This window comes from Thermus caldilimi, assembly GCF_004684245.1.
GTDB classification, from domain to species: domain Bacteria; phylum Deinococcota; class Deinococci; order Deinococcales; family Thermaceae; genus Thermus; species Thermus caldilimi.
The window spans coordinates 2,214,264-2,238,021 of record NZ_CP038452.1 but is presented as its reverse complement, the minus strand read 5'-3'; the positions used below and the strand labels follow the sequence as shown (position 1 = coordinate 2,238,021).

26 protein-coding genes, 1 tRNA gene, 1 pseudogene and 1 riboswitch are annotated in these 23,758 nt (G+C 66.3%); of the genes and pseudogenes, 15 read left to right on the top strand and 13 right to left on the bottom strand.

Translation table 11 applies throughout. The features are described 5' to 3' along the window. Both ispH and dusA read left to right on the top strand, forming a co-directional pair. Entirely contained in the window at positions 1-1,026 is a 1,026-nt protein-coding gene (ispH, locus tag EBI04_RS11860; RefSeq protein WP_135257622.1) for a 4-hydroxy-3-methylbut-2-enyl diphosphate reductase, read from the top strand. Beyond that, a pseudogene (dusA, locus tag EBI04_RS11855) lies at positions 1,019-2,046 on the top strand (tRNA dihydrouridine(20/20a) synthase DusA). Before ispH ends, dusA begins: the two are co-directional and overlap by 8 nt. Here dusA and EBI04_RS11850 read toward each other — a convergent pair. Together EBI04_RS11850 and EBI04_RS11845 are read right to left on the bottom strand one after the other, a co-directional pair. Further along, a complete protein-coding gene (locus tag EBI04_RS11850; RefSeq protein WP_240695311.1) occupies positions 1,942-2,568 on the bottom strand; it encodes a tetratricopeptide repeat protein in 627 nt (208 codons plus the stop codon). The pseudogene dusA and the gene EBI04_RS11850 sit on opposite strands and share 105 nt — an antisense overlap. Before the next feature lie 10 nt (positions 2,569-2,578). Beyond that, on the bottom strand, positions 2,579-3,898 hold the full coding sequence (locus EBI04_RS11845; RefSeq protein ID WP_135257620.1) for a glycogen synthase: 1,320 nt from the start codon (positions 3,896-3,898) through the stop codon (positions 2,579-2,581). Between the two features lie 129 nt (positions 3,899-4,027). Between EBI04_RS11845 and EBI04_RS11840 the strand changes: the two genes are divergently transcribed. Continuing rightward, entirely contained in the window at positions 4,028-4,219 is a 192-nt protein-coding gene (locus tag EBI04_RS11840; RefSeq protein ID WP_135257619.1) for a PIN domain-containing protein, read from the top strand. On the opposite strand, the gene EBI04_RS11835 is transcribed toward EBI04_RS11840, so the two are convergent. From EBI04_RS11835 to glgC, 4 genes are read right to left on the bottom strand one after another with little or no spacing between them, the layout of a single operon-like run. Then, complete coding sequence (locus EBI04_RS11835; protein WP_135257618.1) at positions 4,216-4,587, bottom strand: gamma-glutamylcyclotransferase family protein; 372 nt, start codon at positions 4,585-4,587, stop codon at positions 4,216-4,218. The two genes, EBI04_RS11840 and EBI04_RS11835, sit on opposite strands and share 4 nt — an antisense overlap. Further along, positions 4,587-5,261: a response regulator transcription factor gene (locus tag EBI04_RS11830; protein WP_135257617.1), complete on the bottom strand. Its 675-nt coding sequence runs from the start codon at positions 5,259-5,261 to the stop codon at positions 4,587-4,589. The genes EBI04_RS11835 and EBI04_RS11830 overlap by 1 nt, the downstream gene beginning before the upstream one ends. A 20-nt stretch (positions 5,262-5,281) precedes the next feature. Beyond that, on the bottom strand, positions 5,282-5,968 hold the full coding sequence (locus EBI04_RS11825; RefSeq protein WP_135257616.1) for a SagB/ThcOx family dehydrogenase: 687 nt from the start codon (positions 5,966-5,968) through the stop codon (positions 5,282-5,284). 2 nt (positions 5,969-5,970) lie between these two features. Next, complete coding sequence (gene glgC / locus EBI04_RS11820; protein ID WP_135257615.1) at positions 5,971-7,215, bottom strand: glucose-1-phosphate adenylyltransferase; 1,245 nt, start codon at positions 7,213-7,215, stop codon at positions 5,971-5,973. A 69-nt stretch (positions 7,216-7,284) separates the two neighbouring features. On the opposite strand from glgC, the gene EBI04_RS11815 reads away from it, so the two are divergent. Genes EBI04_RS11815 through EBI04_RS13865 form a run of 3 tightly spaced genes read left to right on the top strand, consistent with a single transcriptional unit; the run spans position 7,285 to position 10,635 of the window. Further along, positions 7,285-9,381 (top strand): AAA family ATPase, encoded by a 2,097-nt coding sequence (locus EBI04_RS11815; RefSeq protein WP_135257614.1) that lies wholly within the window; start codon positions 7,285-7,287, stop codon positions 9,379-9,381. Positions 9,382-9,390: 9 nt separating this feature from the next. Continuing rightward, complete coding sequence (locus tag EBI04_RS11810; RefSeq protein WP_135257613.1) at positions 9,391-9,750, top strand: hypothetical protein; 360 nt, start codon at positions 9,391-9,393, stop codon at positions 9,748-9,750. A gap of 9 nt (positions 9,751-9,759) precedes the next feature. After that, the gene (locus tag EBI04_RS13865; protein WP_135257612.1) at positions 9,760-10,635 is read left to right on the top strand and encodes a GGDEF domain-containing protein; all 876 of its coding nucleotides are present in this window, start codon (positions 9,760-9,762) and stop codon (positions 10,633-10,635) included. Here EBI04_RS13865 and EBI04_RS11800 read toward each other — a convergent pair. Beyond that, complete coding sequence (locus EBI04_RS11800) at positions 10,598-12,907, bottom strand: penicillin acylase family protein (protein ID WP_167481957.1); 2,310 nt, start codon at positions 12,905-12,907, stop codon at positions 10,598-10,600. The genes EBI04_RS13865 and EBI04_RS11800 overlap by 38 nt on opposite strands. 33 nt (positions 12,908-12,940) lie before the next feature. On the opposite strand from EBI04_RS11800, the gene EBI04_RS11795 reads away from it, so the two are divergent. Further along, positions 12,941-13,147 (top strand): CDGSH iron-sulfur domain-containing protein, encoded by a 207-nt coding sequence (locus EBI04_RS11795; protein ID WP_135257611.1) that lies wholly within the window; start codon positions 12,941-12,943, stop codon positions 13,145-13,147. 43 nt (positions 13,148-13,190) lie between these two features. Beyond that, a complete protein-coding gene (locus tag EBI04_RS11790) occupies positions 13,191-14,150 on the top strand; it encodes an aldo/keto reductase family protein (protein WP_167481956.1) in 960 nt (319 codons plus the stop codon). Positions 14,151-14,157: 7 nt separating this feature from the next. On the opposite strand, the gene EBI04_RS11785 is transcribed toward EBI04_RS11790, so the two are convergent. Then, positions 14,158-14,778 (bottom strand): hypothetical protein, encoded by a 621-nt coding sequence (locus EBI04_RS11785; protein ID WP_135257610.1) that lies wholly within the window; start codon positions 14,776-14,778, stop codon positions 14,158-14,160. Positions 14,779-14,836: 58 nt separating this feature from the next. Between EBI04_RS11785 and EBI04_RS11780 the strand changes: the two genes are divergently transcribed. The 7 genes from EBI04_RS11780 to EBI04_RS11750 all read left to right on the top strand — a co-directional run bounded on the left by EBI04_RS11780 (position 14,837) and on the right by EBI04_RS11750 (position 19,316). Continuing rightward, entirely contained in the window at positions 14,837-16,081 is a 1,245-nt protein-coding gene (locus tag EBI04_RS11780) for an MFS transporter (protein ID WP_135257956.1), read from the top strand. 9 nt (positions 16,082-16,090) lie between these two features. Next, positions 16,091-17,467, top strand: a complete 1,377-nt coding sequence (locus EBI04_RS11775) for an FAD-binding oxidoreductase (RefSeq protein ID WP_135257609.1) — start codon at positions 16,091-16,093, stop codon at positions 17,465-17,467. Positions 17,468-17,476: 9 nt separating this feature from the next. Next, positions 17,477-17,553, top strand: a tRNA-Met gene (locus EBI04_RS11770). Positions 17,554-17,604: 51 nt separating this feature from the next. After that, positions 17,605-17,844 (top strand): 4a-hydroxytetrahydrobiopterin dehydratase, encoded by a 240-nt coding sequence (locus EBI04_RS11765; protein WP_135257608.1) that lies wholly within the window; start codon positions 17,605-17,607, stop codon positions 17,842-17,844. A gap of 12 nt (positions 17,845-17,856) precedes the next feature. Then, a complete protein-coding gene (locus EBI04_RS11760) occupies positions 17,857-18,234 on the top strand; it encodes an acyl-CoA thioesterase (RefSeq protein WP_135257607.1) in 378 nt (125 codons plus the stop codon). Beyond that, complete coding sequence (locus EBI04_RS11755; RefSeq protein WP_135257606.1) at positions 18,218-18,529, top strand: DCC1-like thiol-disulfide oxidoreductase family protein; 312 nt, start codon at positions 18,218-18,220, stop codon at positions 18,527-18,529. The genes EBI04_RS11760 and EBI04_RS11755 overlap by 17 nt, the downstream gene beginning before the upstream one ends. Beyond that, positions 18,522-19,316, top strand: a complete 795-nt coding sequence (locus tag EBI04_RS11750) for a DNA-formamidopyrimidine glycosylase (protein ID WP_135257605.1) — start codon at positions 18,522-18,524, stop codon at positions 19,314-19,316. Before EBI04_RS11755 ends, EBI04_RS11750 begins: the two co-directional genes overlap by 8 nt. 62 nt (positions 19,317-19,378) lie before the next feature. Here EBI04_RS11750 and EBI04_RS11745 read toward each other — a convergent pair whose 3' ends face one another. The 5 genes from EBI04_RS11745 to EBI04_RS11725 form a co-directional block, all read right to left on the bottom strand. Then, positions 19,379-20,860, bottom strand: a complete 1,482-nt coding sequence (locus EBI04_RS11745; protein WP_135257604.1) for an ABC transporter permease — start codon at positions 20,858-20,860, stop codon at positions 19,379-19,381. Between the two features lie 52 nt (positions 20,861-20,912). Next, positions 20,913-21,947, bottom strand: coding sequence for a thiamine ABC transporter substrate-binding protein (locus tag EBI04_RS11740; RefSeq protein WP_135257603.1), 1,035 nt, complete (start codon positions 21,945-21,947; stop codon positions 20,913-20,915). A 21-nt stretch (positions 21,948-21,968) separates the two neighbouring features. Beyond that, positions 21,969-22,063: riboswitch (TPP riboswitch) on the bottom strand. Between the two features lie 38 nt (positions 22,064-22,101). Further along, positions 22,102-22,950 (bottom strand): alpha/beta fold hydrolase, encoded by an 849-nt coding sequence (locus tag EBI04_RS11735; RefSeq protein ID WP_135257602.1) that lies wholly within the window; start codon positions 22,948-22,950, stop codon positions 22,102-22,104. Then, complete coding sequence (locus EBI04_RS11730) at positions 22,920-23,159, bottom strand: hypothetical protein (RefSeq protein WP_135257601.1); 240 nt, start codon at positions 23,157-23,159, stop codon at positions 22,920-22,922. The genes EBI04_RS11735 and EBI04_RS11730 overlap by 31 nt, the downstream gene beginning before the upstream one ends. After that, positions 23,156-23,734 carry a fuculose-1-phosphate aldolase gene (locus EBI04_RS11725; protein ID WP_135257600.1) on the bottom strand — a complete coding sequence of 193 codons (579 nt, stop codon included), beginning with the start codon at positions 23,732-23,734 and terminating at the stop codon, positions 23,156-23,158. The genes EBI04_RS11730 and EBI04_RS11725 overlap by 4 nt, the downstream gene beginning before the upstream one ends. Positions 23,735-23,758: the final 24 nt, after the last annotated feature.

Here is a 23,758-nt window from a genome sequence, read left to right as displayed (position 1 = left end):
ATGGAGGGCATGGAGCAGGGGCTAAAGCGCCTCTACCTGGCCCGGCCCAGGGGCTTTTGCGCCGGGGTGGTGATGGCCATTGAGGCGGTGGAACGCTGGGCGGAGGCCCTGAAGGAGCAGGGGGAGCTTGTGGTCTACCACGAAATCGTCCACAACCGCTCCGTGGTGGAGCGCCTCCAGGCCAAGGGGGTGCACTTCGTGGAAGATCTGGCCGAGGTGGAGAGGTTGCGCCAAGAAAGGAAGCTCGCGGGTACCTTGGTCTTCTCCGCCCACGGCCATCCGCCCCAGGTACGGCGCCAGGCCGCGGCCATGGGACTAAACGTTCTAGACGCCACCTGCCCCCTGGTGACCAAGGTGCACACCGAGGCCCGGCGCTACGCCCAGGAGGGGTACTGGATCCTCCTCATCGGGGACTCCGCCGACCATCAGGAGGTAAAGGGAACCTTTGGGGAGGCCCCGGAGAGGACCATCCTGGTGGCGGTGCACACCCACGTGGGCAAAGACCCCCGCCTGGCCGATCCCCAGAGCGTGGAGGTGCCGGACCCCGAGAGGGTGGTGGTCCTCACCCAGACCACCCTCAGCGTGGACGACACCTTGGCCACCATTGAGATCCTGAAAAGGCGCTTCCCCAAGCTGGTGGTGCCCAAAAGGAAGGACCTTTGCTACGCCACCCAAAACCGTCAGGAGGCGGTGAAGCGCATCGCCCCCCATGTGGACGTCTTCCTGGTCCTTACCAGTCCCCACTCCTCCAACGGGATGCGCCTCTTGGAGCTGGCGCAAAGCCTCACCGGCAGGGCTTACCGCTTGGAAACCGCCCAAGACCTCGAGGAGGAGTGGCTTTGGGGGGCCAAAAGCGTGGGCATCACCTCCGCCGCCAGCACCCCCGAGGACCTGGTGCAGGAGCTGGTGGCCCTCCTGAAGGCCAAGAACCCAGGGCTGGAGGTGGTGGAGGAAGGGGAATGGGAGGAGATCGCCTTCCGGGAGCCTAGGCCCCTTTCCCCAGCGGAGGTCTTGGGCGGTGTCTGACTTCCGGCTGTCCGTGGCCCCCATGGTGGACCGCACGGACCGGCACTTCCGTTTCCTGGTCCGCCAGGTGAGCCGGGGGGTGCGGCTTTACACGGAGATGACCGTGGACCAGGCGGTGCTGCGGGGGAAGCGGGAACGGCTTCTCGCCTTCCACCCCGAGGAACACCCCATCGCCCTGCAGCTTGCGGGCTCGGATCCCGGGAGCCTGGCCGAGGCGGCCCGCATTGGGGAAGCCTGGGGGTACGACGAGGTGAACCTCAACCTGGGCTGCCCCTCGGAAAAGGCCCAGGAAGGGGGCTTCGGGGCCTGCCTCCTCCAAGACCCCAAACGGGTGGCGGAAATCCTGAAGGCCATGGTGGCGGCGGTGCGGGTGCCGGTTTCCGTGAAGCTGCGCCTGGGCCTCGAGGGCCAGGAAACCTACCCCCACCTGGCCCATATGGTGGAGCGCTTCGCCGAAACCGGGGTGCGGGTCTTTATCGTCCACGCCCGGACGGCCCTCCTCCACCTCTCCACCCGGAAAAACCTGGAGGTGCCCCCCCTGCGGCACGAATGGGTCCACCGGCTCAAGGAAGCCTTCCCCCAGCTGACCTTCGTCTTGAACGGAGGGATACGCACCCTGGAGGAAGCCCTGCCCCACCTGGGGGGGTGGACGGGGTGATGATGGGCCGGGCGGTGTACGAGGACCCTTTCGTCCTGGGGGAAGCCGACCGCAAGGTCTTTGGCCTGGACCGGAAACCCAGCCGCCTGGAGGTGGCCCGGCGCATGCGGAGCTACCTGGAGGAGGAGGTGGGGAAGGGCACGCCCCCCTGGGCCGTTCTCCGCCACATGCTGAACCTTTTCCGCGGGCAGCCGGGAGGGCGGCTTTGGCGGCGGCTCCTCACGGAAGGGCGCTCCCTCCCGGCCTTGGACGAGGCCCTAGGGCTTCTTCAGGAGAAGGTAGGCGAGGAGGGTGAGAAGGAAGACCCAGGCCCAAAGGGGCACCCGCAGGCGGCGCTGGGCCTTGCCCGTGAGGGGGTCTAGGGGGGCAGAAGGGCGCATCTTGAGCCGGGTGGCCCGCTTCATGTGGGCCACCATCCGGTCCAGGTCCCCCCTCTTCTTGTAGAGGGCCGCCAGGTTCTCGTGGAGCAAAGGGTCGTCAGGAGCCAGCCTTAGAGCTTGCTGATAGAGCTCCAGGGCTGCCTCCACCTCCCCCCTCTCCAAGCGCAGGTTGCCCAGGTTGGTGAGGGCCCGGTGGTGCTCGGGATCCAGGGACAGCGCCCTTTGAAAGTGGGCCTCGGCCTCCTCTCGCCTCCCCTCGCTCACCGCCCTCACCCCCAAAAGCACCTCCCGCTCCGCGGCGAACAAGGGGTCCTCCAGGCGCTCAGGGGCTTCCACCAGCAGGTTCAGCCCCGCCAGAAGCCTCCCCTTCAGCGCCTCGGGAAAGCCCTCCGCGTACTCCCCGGCTGCCCGGTAGTCCTTGGCCCGCAGGAGGCGGAGGAAGTGGAGGAGGGCCTGGGCCTCCCCGTCCCCGGCCAGGGCCTTGGCCTTCAGGTCCGGCACCATCCCCCCCATCCTAGCCCAGAGCCCGGCGGTAGACCTCCAGGTACAAGGGGGCGCTCCGGTTCCAGGAAAAGTCCTTCCCCATGCCCGCAAGCCCCAGCCGCTCCGGACCCAGGCGGAAGAGGCGCAACACCCCATAGAGAAGCCCTTCCGGATGGTAGCTCTGGAAAAGCACCCCCGTTCTGCCATCCTCCACCGTGTCCTTCAGCCCCCCCACCGCCCGGGCCACGGGCGGGGTGCCGTAGCGCTGGGCAATCATCTGCACCAGGCCGCAGGGTTCAAAGCGGCTCGGCACCAAAAGGGCGTCCGCCCCTGCATAGGCCAGACGAGCCAAGGCCTCGTCGTAGGCCTCCACAAAGCGCACGAAGCCGGGGTTTTCCCTATCCGCCTGCCTCAGGGCCTGCGCCATGCCCTCGTCCCCCACCCCCTGGACCAGGAGGTAAAAGCCCAGCTCCCTCAAACGGGGGATAGCCTTCAGGATAAGGTCCAGGCCCTTTTGCCCGTCCAGCCGGCCCACGTAGGCGAGGAGGGGCCCCTTAAGCCCCGTGCGCTCCCGGAGGGCCTTTTGCGCCAGGGCCTTACCCTCTAGGTCCTCCCGGGAGTAGGGGGCGGGAAGGTGAGGGTCCTTGGCCGGGTCAAAGACCTCGAGGTCCAGCCCGTTCAGGATGCCGAAGAGCTTGCCCGCGTGGCGCCTCAGCACCCCATCCAGTCCCATGCCGAACTCCGGGGTTTGGATCTCCTCCGCATACGAGGGGCTCACCGCGGTCACGGCCCGGGCGAAGACGATACCCCCCTTCATCAGGTTCACCTGGCCGTAGAACTCCAGGGCCTCCATGTGGAAGAGGTTCCAGGGAAGTCCCGTCCAGTGGAAGAAGAGGGCAGGGTCCACCAGGCCCTGGTGGGCCAGGTTGTGGATGGTGTAGACGGCGGGCACCCTGGCGGTAAGGGCCAAGAGGGCCGCAGTCCAGTCGTGGGCGTGGACCAGGTCAAACCCCAGGGCCACCCGGCCCGCCGCCACGGCAAAGCGGAGGTAGCGCTCCACGTCGTCGGGGTAACCGTAGACCCGGTCCCGTTCAAACCCGGGCACGCCCAGAAGGAGAAACCGCACCCCTCCCTCCCACCGTTCCCCCAGGGGAGCCCTTTCCTCCTGTCCGGCGAAGGCATAGGCCACCTCCCCTACCCTCTGCGCCTTCACAAAGCGGTGCCAGGGAAGAAGCACCGTGGCCTCCACCCCCAGGGGCCTTAAGGCCTTGGGCAGGGCCCCCACCACGTCGGCAAGCCCCCCCACCTTCACCAGGGGATAGGCCTCGGGGGCCACCATAAGGACCTTCATGGTCACATTATAGTAAATTATAACGATTCTATTCTTAAAGCGCCGGTGAGCGAGGCCAGAGCCCACCTTTCCCAGCCCCGCTTGGAAAATGTACAAAGAGCCTGATGCGAGGTGTTGCCGGGGGAGGAGGTGCAGAAAACCGCACGCCGCCTCCTCCTCGCTCACCCCTTGCGAACCTCGGTTGCCCTCCAGCTAGCCGCCGCCTGGGTGGCCAGCCGGGGCCGGCCCCAGGACCTTCCCGTTGTCACCCTGGATGCGCGCTTGGCAGGAGCGGCCCTTCGGGAGGGGTTTCCCGTCCTTCCCGACCCGGGGGAAGCCTAGGCCGGCCACACCCCTTGGCGCAGCCAAACCGCCCCCTCGAGGTCCCCCTGGTAGAGGTAGGTCCAGGCGCAAAGGGGGCCCTCCTCCGTTTCCACCAGGACCTTAACCCGCCGGTACTCCACTCCCTCCTCCTCCAGCTCATCCAATAGGGAGAGGGCCTCCTCCGGCAAAAAAAGGACCTCCCCGTAGACCCTTCCCTCCCCGGGAACCATGCCGGGATAAGGGTAAGGACGGCCCGGCCCCTCGGCCAGGTGGAAGAGGCGATACCCCTCCACGTACCCAGGCAGGACCCTCACCACCCGTCTTTCCACCAAAGGGTAATTCCTTTCCCCTGGCTTCAGGGTTCCGTAGACGAACACCCGCTCCATCACTCGCTCACGAAGCGGTACCCCACCCCCACCACGGTTTCAATAAACCGGGGAGCCTGGGGATCGTCCTTGAGCTTTTTGCGGAGAAGGCGGACATAGGCATCCACCACCCGCTCCGAACCCTCGAACTCGGGCCCCCAAACCCTTTCCACAAGTTCCTCCCGGGTGTACACCCTTCCCGGGGTCTGGGCCAGGACGAAGAGGAGGTTGGCTTCGGTGGCGGAAAGCTTCAAGGGCTGACCGTCCAGGTAGGCCTTCCTGGCCTCCAGGTCCAGCTCCAGGGGACCGAACGACCGCCTCCCTTCCTTTCCGCTTCGCCGCAGGAGGGCCTTGATGCGGGCTAAAAGTTCCTTGAGGGAAAAGGGCTTGCCCAGATAGTCGTCCGCCCCCTCCAAAAGCCCCTCCACCCGGCTATCCTCATCCGCCCTACCGGTGAGGAGCAAGACTGGGAGCAAAGGATCCAGCTCCCGCAAGGATTTGAGGACCTCGAGGCCCTCCAGGTCGGGAAGTCCCCGGTCCAGAACCACCAGGTCCGGCTTGGCCCCCTCCCAGGCTTGCTGCAAAGCCTCCCTCCCCGTGCGGGCCCACACCACCAAAAGCCCCTCTTTTTGCAGAAACCTCTTGACCAGCTCCGCCACCTGGGGATCGTCCTCCACCAAGAGAATCCGTGCCATAAATCCTTCCCCAAATACCTTTAGCGTCCCAAAATCACCACCACCCCAGGGTATTCCCCCTCGGGCAACCGCAGGAGGTGGGCCACCATCTCATCATAAAAGGTTTCGGCTGGGTATACGGCCAGCCCCTGGCCGATGGCGGAAAGGAACACCAAGCCCGCAGCGTAGCCCGCCTCGAGGAGGGCATACCGGTATCCCCGGAGGCCGAAAAGGGCCTCGCTCCTTTCCGGAACCAGGGTGAGGACCAAAAGGGCCGCCACCTGTTCAAGGCCAAGCCCCAAAAGCGCCTCCGACCAGGAGGCCTCCTCCACCTTGGCGGCGATCTGGAAGAGCTGGTGTTCCTTGGGGAAGTAGTGGTAAACCCCCGGGAAAACCCCTTCCACCCGGCGCACCACCAGGTAGGCCTCCACGGGATAAGCCTCCCCCGCCGAGGGGAAGCCCCGCTTCCCCGAGCGCTCCGCCAGGGGATAGAGAACCTGGGAGAGATCCTTCAGGGTCAGGGCCGAGCCCACCTCGGGCAAAAGGGGTCTGAGCTGGGAAAGAACCCGGAACAAGGGTGGCCCTCCCTCCTCCCGGAAGGGGGGCAGGACCTGGGTTTCCAGGGGATTGGCGTAGACCTTGGCCTTGGGCTTCCGCTTAAGGGGAAGCTCCTCCCCCTGGCTCAAGCGGGAAAGGCGATAGAAAAGCTTACCCGGATGCTTTTCCATGGCTAGAAGCGGTACCCCTTGGGCACCACCACCACCCCTTCCGGGGTCACGGTGAAGCCCCGGGCCCGGTCGGCCTCGAGGTCGTAGCCGATCTCGGTATGGGGAGGGATCTTCACGTCCTTATCGATGATGGCGTTGCGGATCCTGCAGTAGCGGCCCACCTCCACGTCGTCGAAGAGGACGGAGCGCTCCACCAGGCTGTAGGAGTTCACCCGTACCCGCCGGAAGAGGACCGACTCCCGCACCGTTCCCCCGCTCACAATGACCCCCCCGGCCAGAAGGCTGTTCAGCGCCCGCCCTATCCGTTCCCCCGTCTCGTGGACGAACTTGGCGGGGGGGCTGAAAAGGTTGGCGGTCCTAAGGGGCCACTCGGGGTTGAAGAGGTCAAACTCGGGAACCACCTTCACCAGGTCCATGCTGGCCTCAAAGTAGGCGTCCAGGGTGCCCACGTCCCGCCAGTACAGGTTGGGACCTTCCTGGCCGGGAATGGGGTTGCGGTGAAAGTCGTAGGCGAAGACCCGGTAGCCCTCCTTGAGGGCCCTTGGGATCACGTCCTTGCCGAAGTCGTGGCTGGAGGTGCTTTCCTTGGCGTCGGCCTCCAGGAGCTCAAAGAGGGCCTCGGTGCGGAAGATGTAGTTGCCCATGGAGGCCAGGGCCAGGTGGGGCTTGCGGGGAATGGGCTTGGGGTTCTGGGGCTTTTCCTGGAACTCGGTGATGCGCCACTCCTCGTCCACCTGCAAAACCCCAAAGCGCCGGGCCTCCTCCACCGGCACGGGGTAGGCGGCGATGGTGATGTCGGCCCGCTTTTCATAGTGGTACTCCACCATGTGGCGGATGTTCATTTTGAAAATGTGGTCGCCCCCGAAGACGGCCACGGCCATGGGGGCGTGGTTGTGCACCAGGTGCAGGTTCTGGTAGATGGCGTCGGCGGTACCCCGGTACCACACGGGGCCCAGCTCCTCGTAGCGGTACATCTGGGCGGGCACCAGGAGGATGAAATGGTCCTCCAGGAAAGCCCCGAAGCGCCAGTAGCGCTGGATGTGCTCGGTGAGGGACTGGGCCTTGAACTGGGTGAGGACGTAGATGGAGTAGATGCCGGAGTTCACGAAGTTGTTCAGGACGAAGTCGATGATCCGATACTTGGCCCCAAAGGGGACCGCGGGCTTGGTCCGCTTGGCGGTGAGGGGGTAGAGGCGGCTTCCCTGCCCCCCTGCCAGGATCATGCCCAGAACCTCCACCTTAACCATGAAATCCCTCCTTTGTCCGCTAGTTTACCCCAGGCCCCTCAGGGCGTGGGTCCGGGTATAGTGAGCCCGATGCGGGTTAGCGCTCTTTCTTGGTCCACCCCACCCACGGAAGCCCAACCCGCCCCTCCCTTCTTCGGCCAGGAGCGGGCTTTAAAGGCCCTCGAGGCCGCCTTCCGTCAGGGAGGGCACGGCTATTTGGTGGGGCCAAGCGGCCTTGGCAAAAGAAAACGCCTCCTCGCCTACCTGCAGGACCGCCCCTTCCCCAAGGAGGAGCTGGTCTACCTTCCCCTGGGGGAAGAGGCCTTTCCCCTTCTCCTCCCCGAGGGGCAAGGCCGGGCCCTGGTGGAAGGGGTGGAGGCCCTCCTCGCCGAGTTCACCCCCGCCCTCTTCCGGGAAAAGGGCTTCCTCTATGCCAAGAGCCTGGTGGAATCCCGCCACGAGAAGGAGGCCGAAGCCCTCCTGAAAGCCCTGGCCCAGGAGGCGGAGGGCTACGGGTTTGCCCTTTTGGAGGGGGAAGAGGGCCTTAGGCTATCGGGGAAGGGTCCCATGCCCCCGGAGCTTTCCGCCAAGCTGGAGGAAACCGTCTTGGCCTACGTGGACGTGCGGCAGCGGGCGGAGGCGGAGGTGGCCGCCTTGAGGCGGGGCTTTGCCGAACGCTTCCTCCTGCCCAAGGCCCAGGAGCTCAAAAGGCGCTTCCCCCAGGCGGGCCGCTACCTGGACTGGATCACGGAAACCCTGTTGCGGGCCGCCGCTTTGGAGGAAGCCCTCAAGCTGGAAAAGCTCCTGCCCCGGCTTCTGGTGGAGGGAGGGGACCGGGTGGTCTATGAGCCCAACCCCAGCCCGGAAAGGCTTTTTGGCCACCTGGAGTACGAGATGCAAGAGGGCCTTCTCTCCACCCACCTGGGGCTTTTGCGCCCCGGGGCCCTGCACCGGGCCACGGGAGGGGTCTTGGTCCTCGAGGCCCACCGGGTGTGGGAGCTGGGGAGCTATGCCCCCCTGAAGCGGGCCCTGGCCACGGGGGAGGTGGAGCCCCTCTCCCCCCGGCCCGAGGTCAAGGGCCCCCGGATCAAGCCCGCCCCCCTAAAGGCCCAGGTCTTCCTGGTGGGCCCCCCGGAGGTGATGGCCTTCCTGGAGGAGGACGAGGAATTCCTGGAGCTTTTCCCCTTCCGGGTGGAGTTCAGCCCGGAAATCCCCTACACCAAGGAAAACGTGGCCTATCTGGGGGGGTTTTTGCAAGCCGAGGGGGTGGCCCTGACCCCTGAGGGCCTTTCCGCCCTGGCGGACGAAGCCCGGCGCTGGGCCGGGCATAAGGAGCGCCTGGACGCCAGGCTCTACCGCCTCTTGGACCTGGCCCGGGAGGCTTTGGCCCTCAAGCACCCCCTGGACCGGGAGGCGGTGGAAAAAGCCCTCCTGGCAAGGGAGGAGCGGTTCGGCCTGGAGGAGGAACTGTACCTGAAGGACCTGGAAGAGGGGGTGGTGGCCCTCGAGGTCCAGGGTATGCGGGTGGGGGAGATCAACGGCCTGGTGGTGGTGGAAGGCCCCCTGCCCCGGGGACGGCCGGTGCGCATCACCGCCCAGGCGGGCCCAGGTAGGGAGGGCATCCTCTCCATAGACCGGGAGGTGGGCCTGGGAGGCCAGGTCTTCCACAAGGCTGTCCTCACCCTGGCCGGCTACCTCAGGGGCACCTACGCCAGCCTGGGAGTCCTTTCCGCCACGGTGAGCCTGGTCTTTGAGCAAAGCTACGGGGGCATAGAGGGGGATTCGGCGGGGCTTGCGGAGCTTTTGGCGGTGCTCTCCGCCCTCTCGGGCCTGCCCCTAAGGCAGGACCTGGCGGTCACCGGGGCTATAGACCAGACGGGAAGGGTTTTGGCCGTGGGCCGGGTAGCGGAGAAGGTGGAGGGATTCTTCCGGGTCTGCCAGACCCTGGGGCTCACGGGAAGCCAAGGGGTGGTGCTTCCCAAGTCCAACCTCCCCCACCTGACCCTGCGCCAAGAGGTGGTGGAAGCGGTGGAGAAGGGACGCTTCCACCTCTACGCGGTGGAGGAGGTGGACCAAGCCATAGAGCTTCTCTTTGGCCGCAAGGCCTACTGGGTGCACGACAAGGTGCGGGAGGTGCTCGCCCGCTTCCAGAGCTTGGAAAACGGGGAGGAAAAGACCGATGCTTAAAATGTAACCATGGCCAAGCGGCGCGAAACCCCCTCCAGGAAACAGCTGGAGCTACGGCTGAGCGGGCAAGCTTTCGAGATCCCACCCCTTTGGGACGTGCTCCTCATCGGCCACCAGGCCCCCATCGGCCCCGAGGCCGCCAAGCGCATGGCGGAGAGCCTGGCCCCCGGCCAGTTCGAACTGGTGCGGGTGCAGAAGGCCCCGGTGGAGGCCCTTTTGGTGCGCAAGAACCTCTTGAAGGCCCTCGAGGCCGAGGTCCTGGCCGAGCTCCTCCTGGAGGAGCTGGCCCCCTTGCTGGGAGAGGACCAGGTGGTGCGGGCCCAGGTGGAGGTGGTGTTGCATGCGGGGAGGACCATCCGGTTAGAATAAACCTGCACCATGGCCCAGGTCCGGGAAATCATGACCCGAGCCCCCGTCACCGTGGGACCCTGGGCCAGCGTGCGGGAGGCCGCCCGCCTCATGGCCCAGCATGGGGTGGGTAGCTTGCCGGTGCTGGAAAACAGCACCCTCCTGGGGGTGATCACCAGCCGGGACCTAAGGGGGGTCCACCCCAACCGGGTGGTCTTGGACGTGCTCAAAGGGCCTCCTCTCTGCATCTCCCCTGAGGCCAGCCTCCTCGAGGCCCGCGCCCTCATGGAGGAGAAGGGGGTAGAAAGGCTCCTGGTGGTCAAGGAGGGGAGGCTCCTGGGCCTCCTCACCAAACGCAACCTGGCTTTCGCTTTGGGGCAGCAGTTCGACCCCCTCACCGGCCTGCCCCGGGCCGACCTTCTGCGGGACGAGCTGGAGCGCCACCTGCGGCGGGGCCTGGACCCCACCTTGGTCTTCGTGGATTTGGACGACTTCGGCAAGCTCAACAAGCGCCTGGGCCACACCTTCGGCGACCAGGTCCTAAGGGCGGTGGCCGAGAGGCTCTCCGCCTTCGCCCAGCGCCACCGGGGGGAGGCCTACCGCTATGGGGGGGATGAGTTCGCCCTCCTTTTCCCCCGCCTGCGCCAAGGGCTTCTCCCCCACCTGCCCGACCTCCTGGAGCCCCCTTTGCGGGTGGAGGAGGTGGGGGTGGACTTTTCCCTGGGGGTTTCGGGGGGAAGGCGGCGTAGGAAGCGGCCGGGAAACCCCAGGGCCACCGCCGACGACCTCATCCGCCTGGCCAGCCTGGCCTCCACCCTGGCCAAAAGCCGCCCGGAGAAGATCGCCCTCTCCGAGGACCTCGAGGTGACTAGCGCCCGGGCTCCAGGAGCAAGATCTGGCCCCTAGCCGGCTCCAGGCGCATGGGCAGGTAGGCCCCCTCGGCCCAAAGGGGTAGGAGGTCGGCGTAATGGGGGGAGAGGAAGTGCCCGGACTGGCCCATGGGGTGGATAAAGAGGGAGGCTTCCGGATGGGCCAGGTCCACGATTTGCCGATAGCTGGGCCCGTGGGACATGAGGAGGGTTTCAGGGTCAAAGGGACCTACGTTCACCGTGTACCGGTCCCCGCCAAAGGGAACCCTCCGGTCCGTAAACCGCTTCAAGGGGGTATGGGTGAGGACCGCATGGGGGAAGGTGGCCCGGTGCACCTCGCCCCAGGAGCGTACCCTCAAGGCCTCCTTCCGGTCCAAGGCCCTCTCCAGGGCCAGGGCGGCGAAGTCCAGGCAGCTCTCCCGGTACTCGGTGTCGGGTTGGTCACAGTTTTTGTCCCCCTCCTTGAGGGCCTTCAGGAGGTAGCGGGGCTCGTCCCAAAACGCCTCCCCCACCTCTCTAGCGGGCAAGCGGGTGAGCTCCGTGTACCACAGGGCGAAGACCAGGGCTTCCTCCGAGCCCTTGGCCATGGTCCCATCCCAGGCAAGGAGCCGCTCCCGCCAAGCCCGGCTCCGCTCGGAAAGGGGGTTCAAAAGCTCCAAGATAGGGCGGAAATCCCGGTAGAGAAGGCTTTTCTGGTCCAGCTGGATGGCCTTCATGTCCTCCAAGGAGAGCTTCTCCTTGGCCAGGAGGAGCTCCCGGATGCGCTCCGCCCGGTAGGGTTCGGCCCAATCGTAGGTGAGGGCGTAGGGGAAGCCCTCAGGGGTCACCTTGTTGTTGGCGGTGACCACAAAGCCCTCCTTGGGGTTCAGCACCCTGGGCCAGTCCTCCGGCTTGCGGTAGCCCTGCCAATCCCATTCCCCGTTCCCCGGCACCGGCACCATGCCCGTGTGTCCTTCCCTGCGGATGGGAAACTTCCCGGGGGCGATGTAGCCGATATTGCCCTCCACATCGGCGTAGACGAAGTTCTGGCTGGGGGCGGAGTAGTGGTTTAGGGCGGCCACGAACTCCTGCCAGTTCCCAGCCCGGTTGATCCCCAGATAGGCCATGAGGATATGGTCCTCGGGATCCAGGCTCACCCAGCGGAGGGCCATGGGGGTCTTGGGGGGGTCTTGCAGGGCGTCGGTGATCACCGGTCCGTAGAGGGTTTCTCGCACCCGGAGGACCTCCTCCTTGCCCCCCTTCACCCGGATCCTCTCCTCCCGCACCCGGTAGGGCACCACCTGGCCTTTGTAGCGGTAGCCCCTGCCCCCCACGTCCTCCAGAAGGTAGAGGTCTTGCACATCCGCCCCCACGTTGGTCACCCCCCAGGCGATGCGGTTGTTCCGGCCGATGACGATGCCGGGCACCCCGGGGAGGCTGGCCCCCACGACCCGGTAGCCGGGGGCCTCGAGGGCCATGAGGAACCAGAGGCTCGGGGCCTGCAGGCGCAGGTGGGGGTCGTTGGCCAGGAAGGGCTTTCCCGTGACCGTGCGGCTTCCCGCAACCACCCAGTTGTTGCTGGCCTCCAGGAAACGGGGCGGGGCCATCCTAAGCAGGGCGGCCGGGGCTTCCTCCCGCTTCAGGGGCAGGTCCAGGTCTTCCCCTTGCATGATGGTGGGGGCGTCTTCCGGGTAAGGGGGAATGAGCTCCAGAAGCCTTTCCTTACTGATCCCCCGGGCCAGGAGGCGGTGGCGGAGAAGCTCCTCCTCCCAGTTCCCGGAAAGGTCAAAGCTCATCATCTTGGCCCAGACCAGGACGTCCGGGCCTGTCCAGGGCTCGGGGCGGAAGCCGAGGAGGCGGAACTCCGGGGGCAGAGGAGCCCCGCTTGCCAGGAAGGCGTTCACCCCGGCCACGTAGGCATCCATCGCCTCTTTCTCCTCAGGGTAAAGCCGCGCGTAGGCGCTCTTGGCCGCCTGGTAAAACCCCCAGGTGCGCAGGAAGCGGTCCTGGGGAAGCGCCGCCTCCCCCAGCACCTCGGAAAGCCTTCCCTGGCCCACCCGCCGCTGAAACTCCATCTGCCAAAGCCTCTCCTGGGCGTGGACGAAGCCCTGGGCGAAGAGGAGATCCTTTAGGGTCTGGGCCTGGATCCGCACCACCCCCTGGGCATCTCGCCCCACCTCCACGGGCGCGGAAAGCCCCTTCAGAACCATTCGCCCTTCCACCTGGGGTAGGGAAGCCCGCAGGGTGACATAGGCCGCCAGGACCACCCCCAAAGCCGCCAGGATGGCCAGACCCAGAAGCCAGGCGAAAACCCGTAAAAGGCGTTTCATCGTTGGACCGAGTATACCACTATCATAGAAACCATGAGACTGGTGTTCGTGGAAAACGGGCCCATCCGCTTGGAAGGCCAGCGCATTGTGGTGCGCATCGGGGAACGGGAGGAGGTTCGGGAAGGAAGGGTTTCCCTTTGCCGCTGTGGGGGATCGGGGAACAAGCCCTTCTGCGACGGCACCCACAAGCGGATCGGCTTCCAAGCCCCGGGCGGGACGCTGGAAGTGGAAGGGGACTGACCTACTGGTCAGTTCCGGGCAACCGGAGTAAACTCCGGGGGCTATGGGCGAGATGCGCTACCGGAAACTGGGCAAATGGGGGCTTAAGGTCTCGGAGATCTCCCTGGGAGCCTGGGTTACCTTCGGGGATGTGGTGAAGGACAAGGAAACCATCCGGGAGATCGTCAGGATCGCCTACGAGGGCGGAGTCAACTTCTTCGACAACGCCGACGTCTACGCCAAGGGCCTGGCGGAGGAGGTCATGGGCGAGGTGCTCAGGGAGTTTCCCCGGCACACCCTGGTCCTCTCCACCAAGGCCTACTGGCCCATGTCGGAGGACCCCAACGACCGGGGACTAAGCCGGAAACACCTCCTGGAGAGCATCACCCAAAGCCTGAAGCGGCTAAAGACCGACTACGTGGACCTCTTCTTCGTCCACCGCTATGACCCCGAGGTGCCCATGGAGGAGATCGTCTACGCCATGCACACCATCGTGGAGAAGGGCTACGCCCTCTACTGGGGTACCTCGGAGTGGCCCGCGGCCAGGATCGCCGAAGCGGTGGCCTTTGCCCGGGAAAACGGCCTCCACCCGCCCGTGGTGGAGCAACCCCAGTACTCCATGCTCTACCGGGAGCGGGTGGAGGGGGAGATCCTCCCCGAGGCGGAGCGCTTCGGCCTGGGCCTGGTGGTCTGGAGCCCCTTGGCCATGGGCATGCTCACCGGGCGGTACGACCAGGGAATCCCCGAGGACAGCCGCTTCGCCCGCTACCCCCAGTTCGCCGAGCGCTTCCTCACGGAGGAAAACCGGAAGAAGGTGCTGAAGCTCAAGGAGGTGGCGGACGAGCTGGGCCTGACCCGCACCCAGCTGGCCTTGGCCTGGGTGCTTAGGCTTCCCGGCATCTCCAGCGCCATCACCGGGGCCACCCGCCCCGAGCAGATCCGGGAGAGCCTGGGGGCCGCGGGGGTGGACCTGCCCAAGGAGGCCCTAGAGCGCATCGAGGCCATCCTGAAGGGCGAGGCGTAAGGAAAGCCTATTTCGGTGCCGGGGCCAGCCCCAGGTGAACCAGGTACCGGGGCTGGCCCTCTGCCTGTCGCGCCGAGGACAAGGGCGCGTAGCGGTGGTAGAGGGCAAGAAGCTCCCTCTGGAAGGCTTTGGCCTCCTCCCGGCTTAAGTGGAGCCCCGCGCTCCAGAGGTTCACAAAGGGGGGAAACGACTCCGCCAGGATGTCGGGCTCGCCTTCTCCCCCAAACTCCAGAAGGCCCTCCTCGTTCAGGAAAACCCGCAGGACGGCCCCGTAGCCCGGGTCGTGGGCCTCGAGGGCCTTCGCCCACTCCTCCTGCCAGCTTCGGGCCCCCTCGAGGGCCCTCAGGATCCTTTCCGGCACCAGCTTGCGGGGGATGCGGAAGTCGGTGTCCACCGCCCGGTAAAGCCGCACAGGCCGCCCCCGCCTGCGCAGGGTTCCGGCGGACACCAAAAGCCCCGCCCGCAGGAAGAGGCCCACCCGGTAATGGGCCTGCTGCAGGGAAAGCCCCTGGGCCAGGGCCAGGTTCTTCACGCTGGCCGGGCCCTTCATAAAGGGTTTCAAGGCCACGGCCATGTCCGGGTCCGCCAGGAGGCGGGCCGCCAGAGGGTTTTCCACGGGAAAGGGCATGGCTTTACTCTAAAGGCCCGCTTGCGTCTGGAGTAAAGGGGAGGGGAAAGTGAGCGTTGTGCAGGGCTTTGCCGCCTTCCGCCTCCTTTGGATGGGCCAGGCCCTGGCCCTGGTGGGCCGGGAGATGACCTGGTTCGCCCTCACCCTCTACGCCTACCAGAAAACGGGTTTGGCTACCACCCTCTCCCTCCTGGGCTTCTTCCACTTCCTGCCCCTCATCCTCCTTTCCCCCCTGGCGGGGGCCCTGGTGGACCGCTACCCCAGGCGGTGGGCCATGCTGGCCGCGGACCTGGGAGGAGGGCTGGCCACGGGCTTCCTCCTCTTTATGCTCCTCCTGGGGAAGCTGGAGGTGGGCCACCTCTACCTGGTCTCCGCCTTTACCGGGGCCCTTTCCAGCCTCCACTGGCCCGCCCTCTCCGCCGCCCTATCCGCCATGCTGGAAAAAAAGGACTACGCCCGGGCCAGCGGCATGATGAGCCTGGCGGAGTCCTTAGCGGGGGTGGGGGCCCCCATCCTGGCCGCGGCCCTCCTGAAGCCCTTGGGCCTTTGGGGCATCTTCACCCTGGACCTCCTGGGGGCCAGCGCCGCGGTCCTCACCCTCCTCCTGGTGCCCATCCCCAACCCCAGGCCGCCGGCAGGAAAGCGGGCCTCCCTCCTGGAGGAAGCCCTCTTCGGCTTCCGCTTCATCCTGGAAAGGCCGCCCCTCCTGGGCCTCCAGCTCATGTTCTTCGGGATCAATTTCCTCACCACCCTGGCGGCCACCGTCCTCCCCGCCATGGTTCTGGCCAAGACCGCCCTCTCCGAAACCGCTTTGGCCTTGGTACGCTCGGCCTCGGGCCTGGGTGGCGTGGCCGGAGGGCTCTTCCTTTCCCTTTGGGGTGGCCCTGGAAAGCGGGTGCACGGGGTATTCCTGGGCATGGCCCTCTCCAGCTTGGCCCTAGCCCTTATGGGCGTGGTGGAAGGTCCCCAGGCTTGGGCAACGCTGGCTTTTTTGGAAAGTTTCTTTATCCCTTTGCTGAACGGTTCCAACCAGGCCATCTGGCAAAGCAAGGTGCCCCTCGAGGTGCAGGGAAAGGTCTTCGCCGCCAGGCGGATGATCGCCTGGTTCGCCAATCCCTTAGCCATGCTCCTCTCCGGGCCCTTGGCCGACCGGGTCTTCGCCCCCCGGTACGGCCCGGAGGAGGGTATCGCCCTCATGCTGCTGATCTTCGGCGGCCTGGGGGTGGCGTGGGGGCTATCCGGATACCTTTTCCCCAAGGTGCGGGAGGCGGAAACCCTTCTCCCCGACGCCAAGCCGGACTAAACTTTCCCCATGGGGAAGCTGGAAGCCCTAAAGCGCCTCCTCCCTGGAAAGGTGGATACCTCCCCCTCCGAGCGCCGCCGCCACGGGCGGGACGAGGGCTACCCCGAGGAAGGAGAGGTGCTGGCGGTGGTCTACCCGGAGGGCGTGGAGGACGTGCAAAAGGCCCTCCTTTGGGCCCGGGAACACCGGGTGGCGGTCATCCCCTTCGGGGCGGGGACCAGCCTCGAGGGGCACCTCCTTCCCTTGGGGGAGGCCATCAGCCTGGATTTCAGCCACATGAACCGGGTCCTGGAGGTCCGGCCGGAGGACTTCCTCTGCGTGGTGGAACCCGGCCTCACCCGCAAGGCGCTAAACGAAGCCCTGAAGGGCACCGGCCTCTTCTTCCCCGTGGACCCGGGGGCGGACGCCACCCTAGGCGGCATGGCCGCCACCAACGCCAGCGGCACCACCACGGTGCGCTACGGAGGGATGCGGCAGAACGTCCTGGCCCTGCAGGTGGTTTTGGCCAATGGAGAGGTACTGGAGCTGGGGCGGCCTGTGCGCAAGACCAGCGCGGGCTACGACCTCAAGGACCTCTTCATCGGTTCGGAGGGCACCCTGGGGGTCATCACCCGCCTCACCCTGCGACTCCACCCCCTCCCCGAGCACGTGCACACCTTAAGGGTCTTCTTCCCCCGGGTGGAGGAGGCGGCGGAGGCGAGCTATAGGGTGATGGCCAGCGGCCTGCCCGTGGCCCGGCTGGAGCTTTTGGACGAACTGGCCCTAAGGGCCCTAAACCGCTACCTTCAAGCGGGCTTCCCGGAGCGCCCGGCCCTCTTTCTGGAGTTCCACTCCTCCACAAGGGAGGCCCTGGAAGCGGAGAGCGCCCTGGCCCTGGAGCTCATGCGGGAGGCCGGGGCCTTGCAGGTGGAAGCCGCCAAGACCGAGGAAGAGCGCAAGCGCCAGTGGGAAGCCCGCCACCAGGCCTACTGGGCCCTGGTGCACCTCTTCCCCGGACACCGCTTCGTGATCACCGACGTGGCCGTTCCCCTGTCCCGTTTACCGGAGATGGTGCGCTACGCCCAGGGGCTTCTTGAGAAAATGGGCCTTACCGGAAACATCCTGGGCCACGTGGGGGATGGGAACTTCCACACCCTGGTCCCCATCCTGCCCCAGGACTACCCCAAGGCGGAGGCCTACGCCGAAGCCCTGGTGCGAAGGGCCTTGGAGCTGGGAGGCACCTGCACCGCTGAGCACGGGGTGGGCCTGAGGAAGAAAAAGTATCTACCCTTAGAACATGGGCCTGCTCTGGAATGGATGCGAAAACTAAAGGACCTCCTTGACCCCGAGGGGCTCCTGAACCCAGGCAAGGTGCTTGACACACCCCCTTCTTCCCGCTATAGTTAAGGATGGCGACGCGGGGTGGAGCAGCCTGGTAGCTCGTCGGGCTCATAACCCGAAGGTCGCGGGTTCAAATCCCGCCCCCGCAACCAAACGAAACCCCGGGCACATGGGCGCCCGGGGTTTTCCCTTACCCTTGGGGCATGGACTGGGAAACCCGGCAAAACCCCGAGCGCCTGTTCAAAACCTTCCGCTTTGCCAACTTCCAAGAGGCGATGGCCTTTGCCAACAGGGTGGCCGAGTTGGCCGAGGCCAAGGGCCACCACCCCCGCCTCACCGTGGAGTGGGGGCGGGTGACCGTGGAGTGGTGGACCCATAACGCCGGTGGCATCACCGAGAAAGACCGGGAGATGGCCCGCCTCACCGACCTCCTTCTGGGGTAGCCTGGGAGAGGTATGGAGGCGCGCACCTTAGAGCTCGTCTTCCCCGAGCACACCAACCCCCTGGGCGCCGCCTTTGGCGGCTTCGTGCTGGGCCTCATGGACAAGGTAGGTTCCTACGCCGCCGCCCGCAGGGCCAAGAAGCCCGTGGTGACCGTGGCGGTGAGCAGCGTGGAGTTCAAGGTGCCCATCCGCACCGGCGACCTCCTGGAGGTAGTGGCCAAGGTGGTGCGGGTGGGGCGCACCTCCTTGACCGTGGAGGTGGAGGTCTACAAGGAGCGCTTCGGCCAGGAGGACGGCCGGGTCCTGGCCACCCGGGGGGAGCTCACCTACGTGGCGGTGAACGAGCGGGGCCAGCCTGTGCCGGTGGAGGAGCATGCGGGTGCTGACTGACGCATCCTGCCCCTACTGCCGGGCCTTGGGCCGGGCCCTGAAGGCCCTGGACCTTGGGGGAAGCCTCCGGATAGAGCCCCTGCAGGAGGCCCAGGGGTTGGACCAAGAGGCCCTTCTCCAGGAACTCCACGTCCTGGAGGGGGAAAGGGTCCACCGGGGCTACCGGGCCCTTATGGCCTTGGTCCGAAGGCTACCCCTCCTCTGGCCCCTTTACCCCCTTCTCCTCCTGGGCCTGGCCTTCGGCCTGGGGCCCAGGCTCTACCGCGCCCTAGCGGAAAGGAGGCCCCGTGCCTGAGCTGCCCGAGGTGGAAACCACCAGGCGGGGCCTCGAGCCCCTTCTCCTCGGGCGGCGCTTCCTGGAAATCAGCCACCAGGACCCCAGGCGCTACCGCCACACGGAAAAGGCCCTGGGTAGGGAGGTTGAGGGCGTGGGGCGGCGGGGCAAGTTTCTCCTCCTAGGGCTTTCGAAGGGTCTGGAGATGGTGGTCCACCTGGGCATGACCGGGGGGTTCCGCCTGCAGGTCACGCCCCACACCCGGGTGGCCTTCCGCCTGGACCAAAGCGAGCTCTTCTTCCACGACCCCCGGCGCTTCGGGCGCATCTGGGTGGTGGAGCGGGGAGATTACCGCGAGATCCCCCTTCTCTCCCGCCTGGGCCCCGAGCCCCTTTCCGAGGCTTTCCGCTTCCCGGAGTTCCTCGAGGGCCTGCGAAAAAGCGCCAAGCCCCTCAAGGCCTTGCTCCTGGACCAGCACCTCGCCGCCGGGGTGGGAAACATCTACGCCGACGAGGCCCTCTTCCGGGCAGGCCTCTCCCCCCTCCGCCCGGGCAAAAAAGTGAACGAGGAGGAGGCCAGGAGGCTCTTCTTCGCCATCCGTGAGGTCCTGGGCGAGGCCGTGGCCTTCGGGGGAAGCACCCTCTCCGACCACACCTACCAGCAACCCGACGGCCTCCCCGGAGGCTTCCAGGAGCGCCACGCCGTTTATGGGCGGCAGGGCCTCCCCTGCCCCCGGTGCGGGGAGGCGGTGGCCCGGGCGGTGGTGGCAGGAAGGGGCACCCACTTCTGCCCCTGGTGCCAGACTTAAGGGCCCCATCGGGGCTTGCCCCCAAAGTTATGCCCTACACGAAGGAAGGCCTTTGGGGGGCGTTAGCCCCACCGGCCCCGGCCCCGGTCCAAGAGGTAAAAGAGGAGCCCGGAAAGAAGGGCCAGAAGGGCGGCCAAGGCGATAGCTTCCTTAAAGGGGCCTTCCCCGGGCCTCCCCAGGCGCTCGTAGATGGCCAAGGTGAGGGTGGTCCACTCGGGCCGCCAGAGCACCAGGCTGGCTCCAAACTCCCCCAGGATGGCCGCCAGGGCCAGGGCGAGTCCTGAGGTAAGAGCAGGGAGTACCAGGGGAAGCTCCACCCGGAGGAAGGCCCTAAGGGGCGTGGCCCCCAGGACCCGGGCCGCCTCGAGGAGGCTTGGGGAAAGGCTTCTTAAGGCAGGCAGGAGGGCCCGGGCAAGGAGGGGGTAGGCCAAGAGGGCGTAGGCAGCGAGAAGCAGGGCCAAGGAGCCCCGAAGGTGGGGGTAGGCGAGAAGGTAGCCGAGGCCCACGGCCACCGGGCTCACCATGAGGGGGAAAAGCCCTAAGAGGTCCATGAGGGGGCTCCGGCGGGCCGCTGCGGCATAAGCCACTCCCAAAGGAAGGGCTAGGGCCAAGGCCAAGAGGGTGAAGCGGAGGCTATTCCCCAAGGCCACGGAAAGGGGAGTGAAGTCCTGTGAGGCCCAGGCGGAAGCGAGGGCCTTAGGGTCCAGGCGCAGAAACAGCCCCCACAAGGGGGCAAAAAGGAGGAGAAAGAGGACGCCTAGGCCCAGGGTATAGGCCCAAGGGGGAGGGGGAAGAAGCCCTCCGGGGGGCAGGGGATAGGGCCGGAGGCGCAGGTAGAGGGCCACGGCTAGGCCCAGGGTGAGGATCTCCAGGAGCATGAGGGCGCTGGCCTCGGGAAAGGCCAGGCGGTAGGCCAAGAGGGTGTAGACCTCCACCTCGAGGGTGGCGTACCTGGGCCCTCCCAGAAGGAGAGGGACCCCGAAGGCGGAAAAGGCGTAGATGAACACCAAAAGCCCCGCGGAAGCCAAGGCGGGGAGGAGGAGGGGAAGCCCTACCCTTAGAAAAGCCCTGGGACTCGAGGCCCCCAGGACCCGGGCCGCCTGCAAGGGGCCTTCCAGGTTCAAGGCCACGGGCAGGAGGATCCTGAGGGCAAGGCCCAGGTTGTAAAAGATGGCCGCCAGAAAAAGGAGGGCTTGGGTACCGTAAAGGTCCACCCCCAAGACCCCCTTCGGCCCCAAAAGGGCCAGAAATCCCAGGGCCACCACCGGGGTGGGGAGGACAAAAGGCAAGGTGGAAAGAGCCAGGAAACCCCCCCTAAAGGGAAAGCGGCGGCGGAAGAGAAAGGCCAGGGGCAGGGCCAGGGACAAGGTGAAGAGGGCGGAGAGAAACCCGTACTCCAGGCTCCAGAGGTAGCGCTCCCAGTAGTAGGGGTTCGCCAGGGCCCGGGCAAACCCCTCCCCTACTCCCAGGGCCAGGATGCGGAGAAGGGGGTAGAAGAGGGCCAGGCCCAGGAAGAGGAGGACGAAAAAGCCTCCGTAGGCCATCCCCCTAAGCCTAACCCCCAAGGCCCAGGGCCTTCCCAGCCTGAGGGAGGCGCTACCGCCTGCCCTGGCGCACCGCCTCGGGGCTTTGCCCCTGAAGGACCACCTTGGTCCACTCCTCGATCCAGCGCTCCCGGTTCTGGGCCATGACCTTGGGGTCCAGGCGCACGCTGCCCAAGGGTTCCGGGGCGAAGCGGAACACCGGGGGCAAAGCGGCGTCCCGGCGGGCCGGGTACATCCACATCTCCGTGGGGATGTTCTCCTGCACGGGCTTGGAGAGGAGCCAGTCCACCACCCTCTTGGCCCCTTCCAGGTTCTTGGTCCCCTTCAGGATGCCCACGAACTCCACCTGGAAGAAGGCGAGTTCCGGAAAGAGGTTCCCCGTGGGGGGCTCTTGGTACTTGCCCTCGGAGTAGTAGACCTCGGCGGCAGGGCTGGTGGTGTAGGAAACCACCAGGGGCCTATCCCCCTTGTAAAGGGTGAAGTGGGTGTAGTAAGCCTCGCTCCAGCCCTTGGCCACCCGCACGCCCCCGTCCCGGAGCCTGGCCCAGAAGTCCAGGTAGCCATCCTCGCCGAAGCGGGCCACCGTGGCCATGAGGAAGGCCAGGCCTGGGGAGCTGGTGGCAGGGTTTTGCACCACCAGGAGCCGGGCGTACTCGGGACGGGCCAGGTCCGCGGGGGCCTTGGGCAGGGGACGGTCCTTGAAGTAGGCCCGATCGTAGTTGAGGCTCACCCAACCGTAGTCCACGGGAAGGGCGCGAAAGGTGGGGTCCAGGAGCAAGGTGGCCTTCAGATTCTGGATCGCGGGGCTCCGGTAGGGCAAAAGGATGTCCGCCTCCAGGGCCCGGGACAAGAAGGTGTTGTCGAAGCCGTAGATCACGTCGGCGATGGGGGCTCCCTTGGTGAGGATGGCCCGGTTCAGGGTCTCCCCGGCATCCCCTCCTTTGAGGAAGCGGAGCTTCAGGCCGGTTTCCCGCTCAAACCGGGCGATGAGCCCCTTATCCAGGGAAAAGCTTGCGTGGGTGAGGACGGTGATCTCCTGGGCAAAGCCGAAGGCCAAAAGGACCAGCAGGGCAAAGATCCTTAACATAAAACCCCTCCTTGTCACCGGGAGGGGCCTTGGTCACCTTCCCTACGCCGGCATTACCCGGATCAGGTTCCAAGGGTATCTCTCAGCCCCACAAAAGGGCACCCCCGGTGACGCCCTGAGTTTACCACCCTTCCTGGCCCTGGAAGGGCATCCCTCACACCTTCCAGGGAGCCAGCAGGCCCTCGAGGACTTCCCGGAAGGCCTCGCCAAAAGCCTCCGGCTGATCGATCCAGGGGTAGTGCCCGGCCCCGGGTATCACCCGGATGGGAGCTTTGAGGCGCTCCGCCACCTCCTCGGCATAGGGATAGCTGGTGCCGTCCTTCTCCCCCACCACCAGGGCCACCGGTTTGCGGCTTGGGGAAAGGTAGGGGGTGTAGTCCAGCCGCCAGAGGCCGTTTTTCCAAAAGGCCAAGGCCGGAGTATCCGGCCCCAGGATGCCCGAGCCCTCCGCCACCCACTCGTACTCCAGGCGGCCATGGGGGGTGGGGAACATGAGGCGGTCAAAGAGGACCTTGGGTTCGGCCTTCTCTAGGGCAACCTTAAGGTTTTGCTCCGGATCGGGAAGAGACTCGAGCCCCGCAGCCTCCGCAAGCCTTGCGGAAAGCCAGGGGAAGCTCACCCAGGGGGAAAGGAGCACCGCCCCCAGGACCCCCGGGTAGCGGCGGAGGAGCTCCAGGGCCACCAGGGCCCCGAAGCCGTGGGCCAGAAGATGAAACTGCTCCAGCCCCAGGGCCTCGGCCAGGGCCACAGTATCCTCCACCAAAGCATCTATGGTGAAAAGCCTGGGGTCCTGGGGAAGCTCCAGGCTCCGGCCGGAACCCCGCTGGTCGAAGTAGATGACCCTGAACCCTTCCAGGTAGTCCTGAAGCCCTTCCCTGAGGGCGTAGGCGTTCCCCCCAGGCCCCCCGTGGAGGACCAGGAGGGCCGGGGCCTGTTCGTCCCCCACGTCCTCCACGTAAAGCTCCGCCTCCCCTACGGGGATGTAGCCGATTTCTTCCCGCATCCCCTATAGACTACCCCATCCTCCAGGGTAAAGGCCCAAACCTTAACCCCGGGCAGGGCCCTGGCCTTGGCCAAGGCCTCGTCGCTGGCGCCGAACACCTCCAAAAGCCACACCCCTTCCCCCGCAAGAAGCCAGTAGGGATGGGGAAGCTCCCGGGCCAAGTCCAAAAGGGCCTCCTTTGCCTTACCCTCCACAAAGACCACCCTCATCCCTTCCCCCAAAGGCGGTGATAGAAGAGGATCTCCGCGCTTTCCTCCAAGGTGGTGAGGAGGCTATAGGCCTCCAGAAGGGCTTCCTCCGGCTTCTCCTTAAGCCCTATGGCGAAGGCCCCGTGGCCCCGGAGGAGGCAGGCCCGGTGCTCCTTAAGGCCCTCTGCCACGGCCAGGGCGGCCTCAAGGGTGGCGCTCACGGTTTGGGGAGCAAGCACCGGCACTGCTTTCAGGTAGTACTGGCCCTCGAGGTCCAGGGGAACAATCCGGTCCAAATGCAAGGAGAGAGCCACCGCCACCCGGGGATGGGCGTGGACGATGGCCCGGGCCGGGGTCTTGCGGTAGACCTCCCGGTGGATCACGCTCTCCACGCTGGCCCCCTCCGGGAAAGGGCCCTCGAGGGGCACCTCCACCAGATCCTCCGGGGAGAGGCGGGCCTTCTGCACCCCGCTTCGGGTGATGAGAAAGCCCTCCTTGGTGCGCACGGAAAAGTTGCCCGCGGTGGCGGAGATGAGCCTATGGTGAAAAAGATCCTCCCCCACCTGGCGAAAGGCGGTGTAGATCCGCGCTAGCATGGGCCCATTATGGCGTAAAACCCC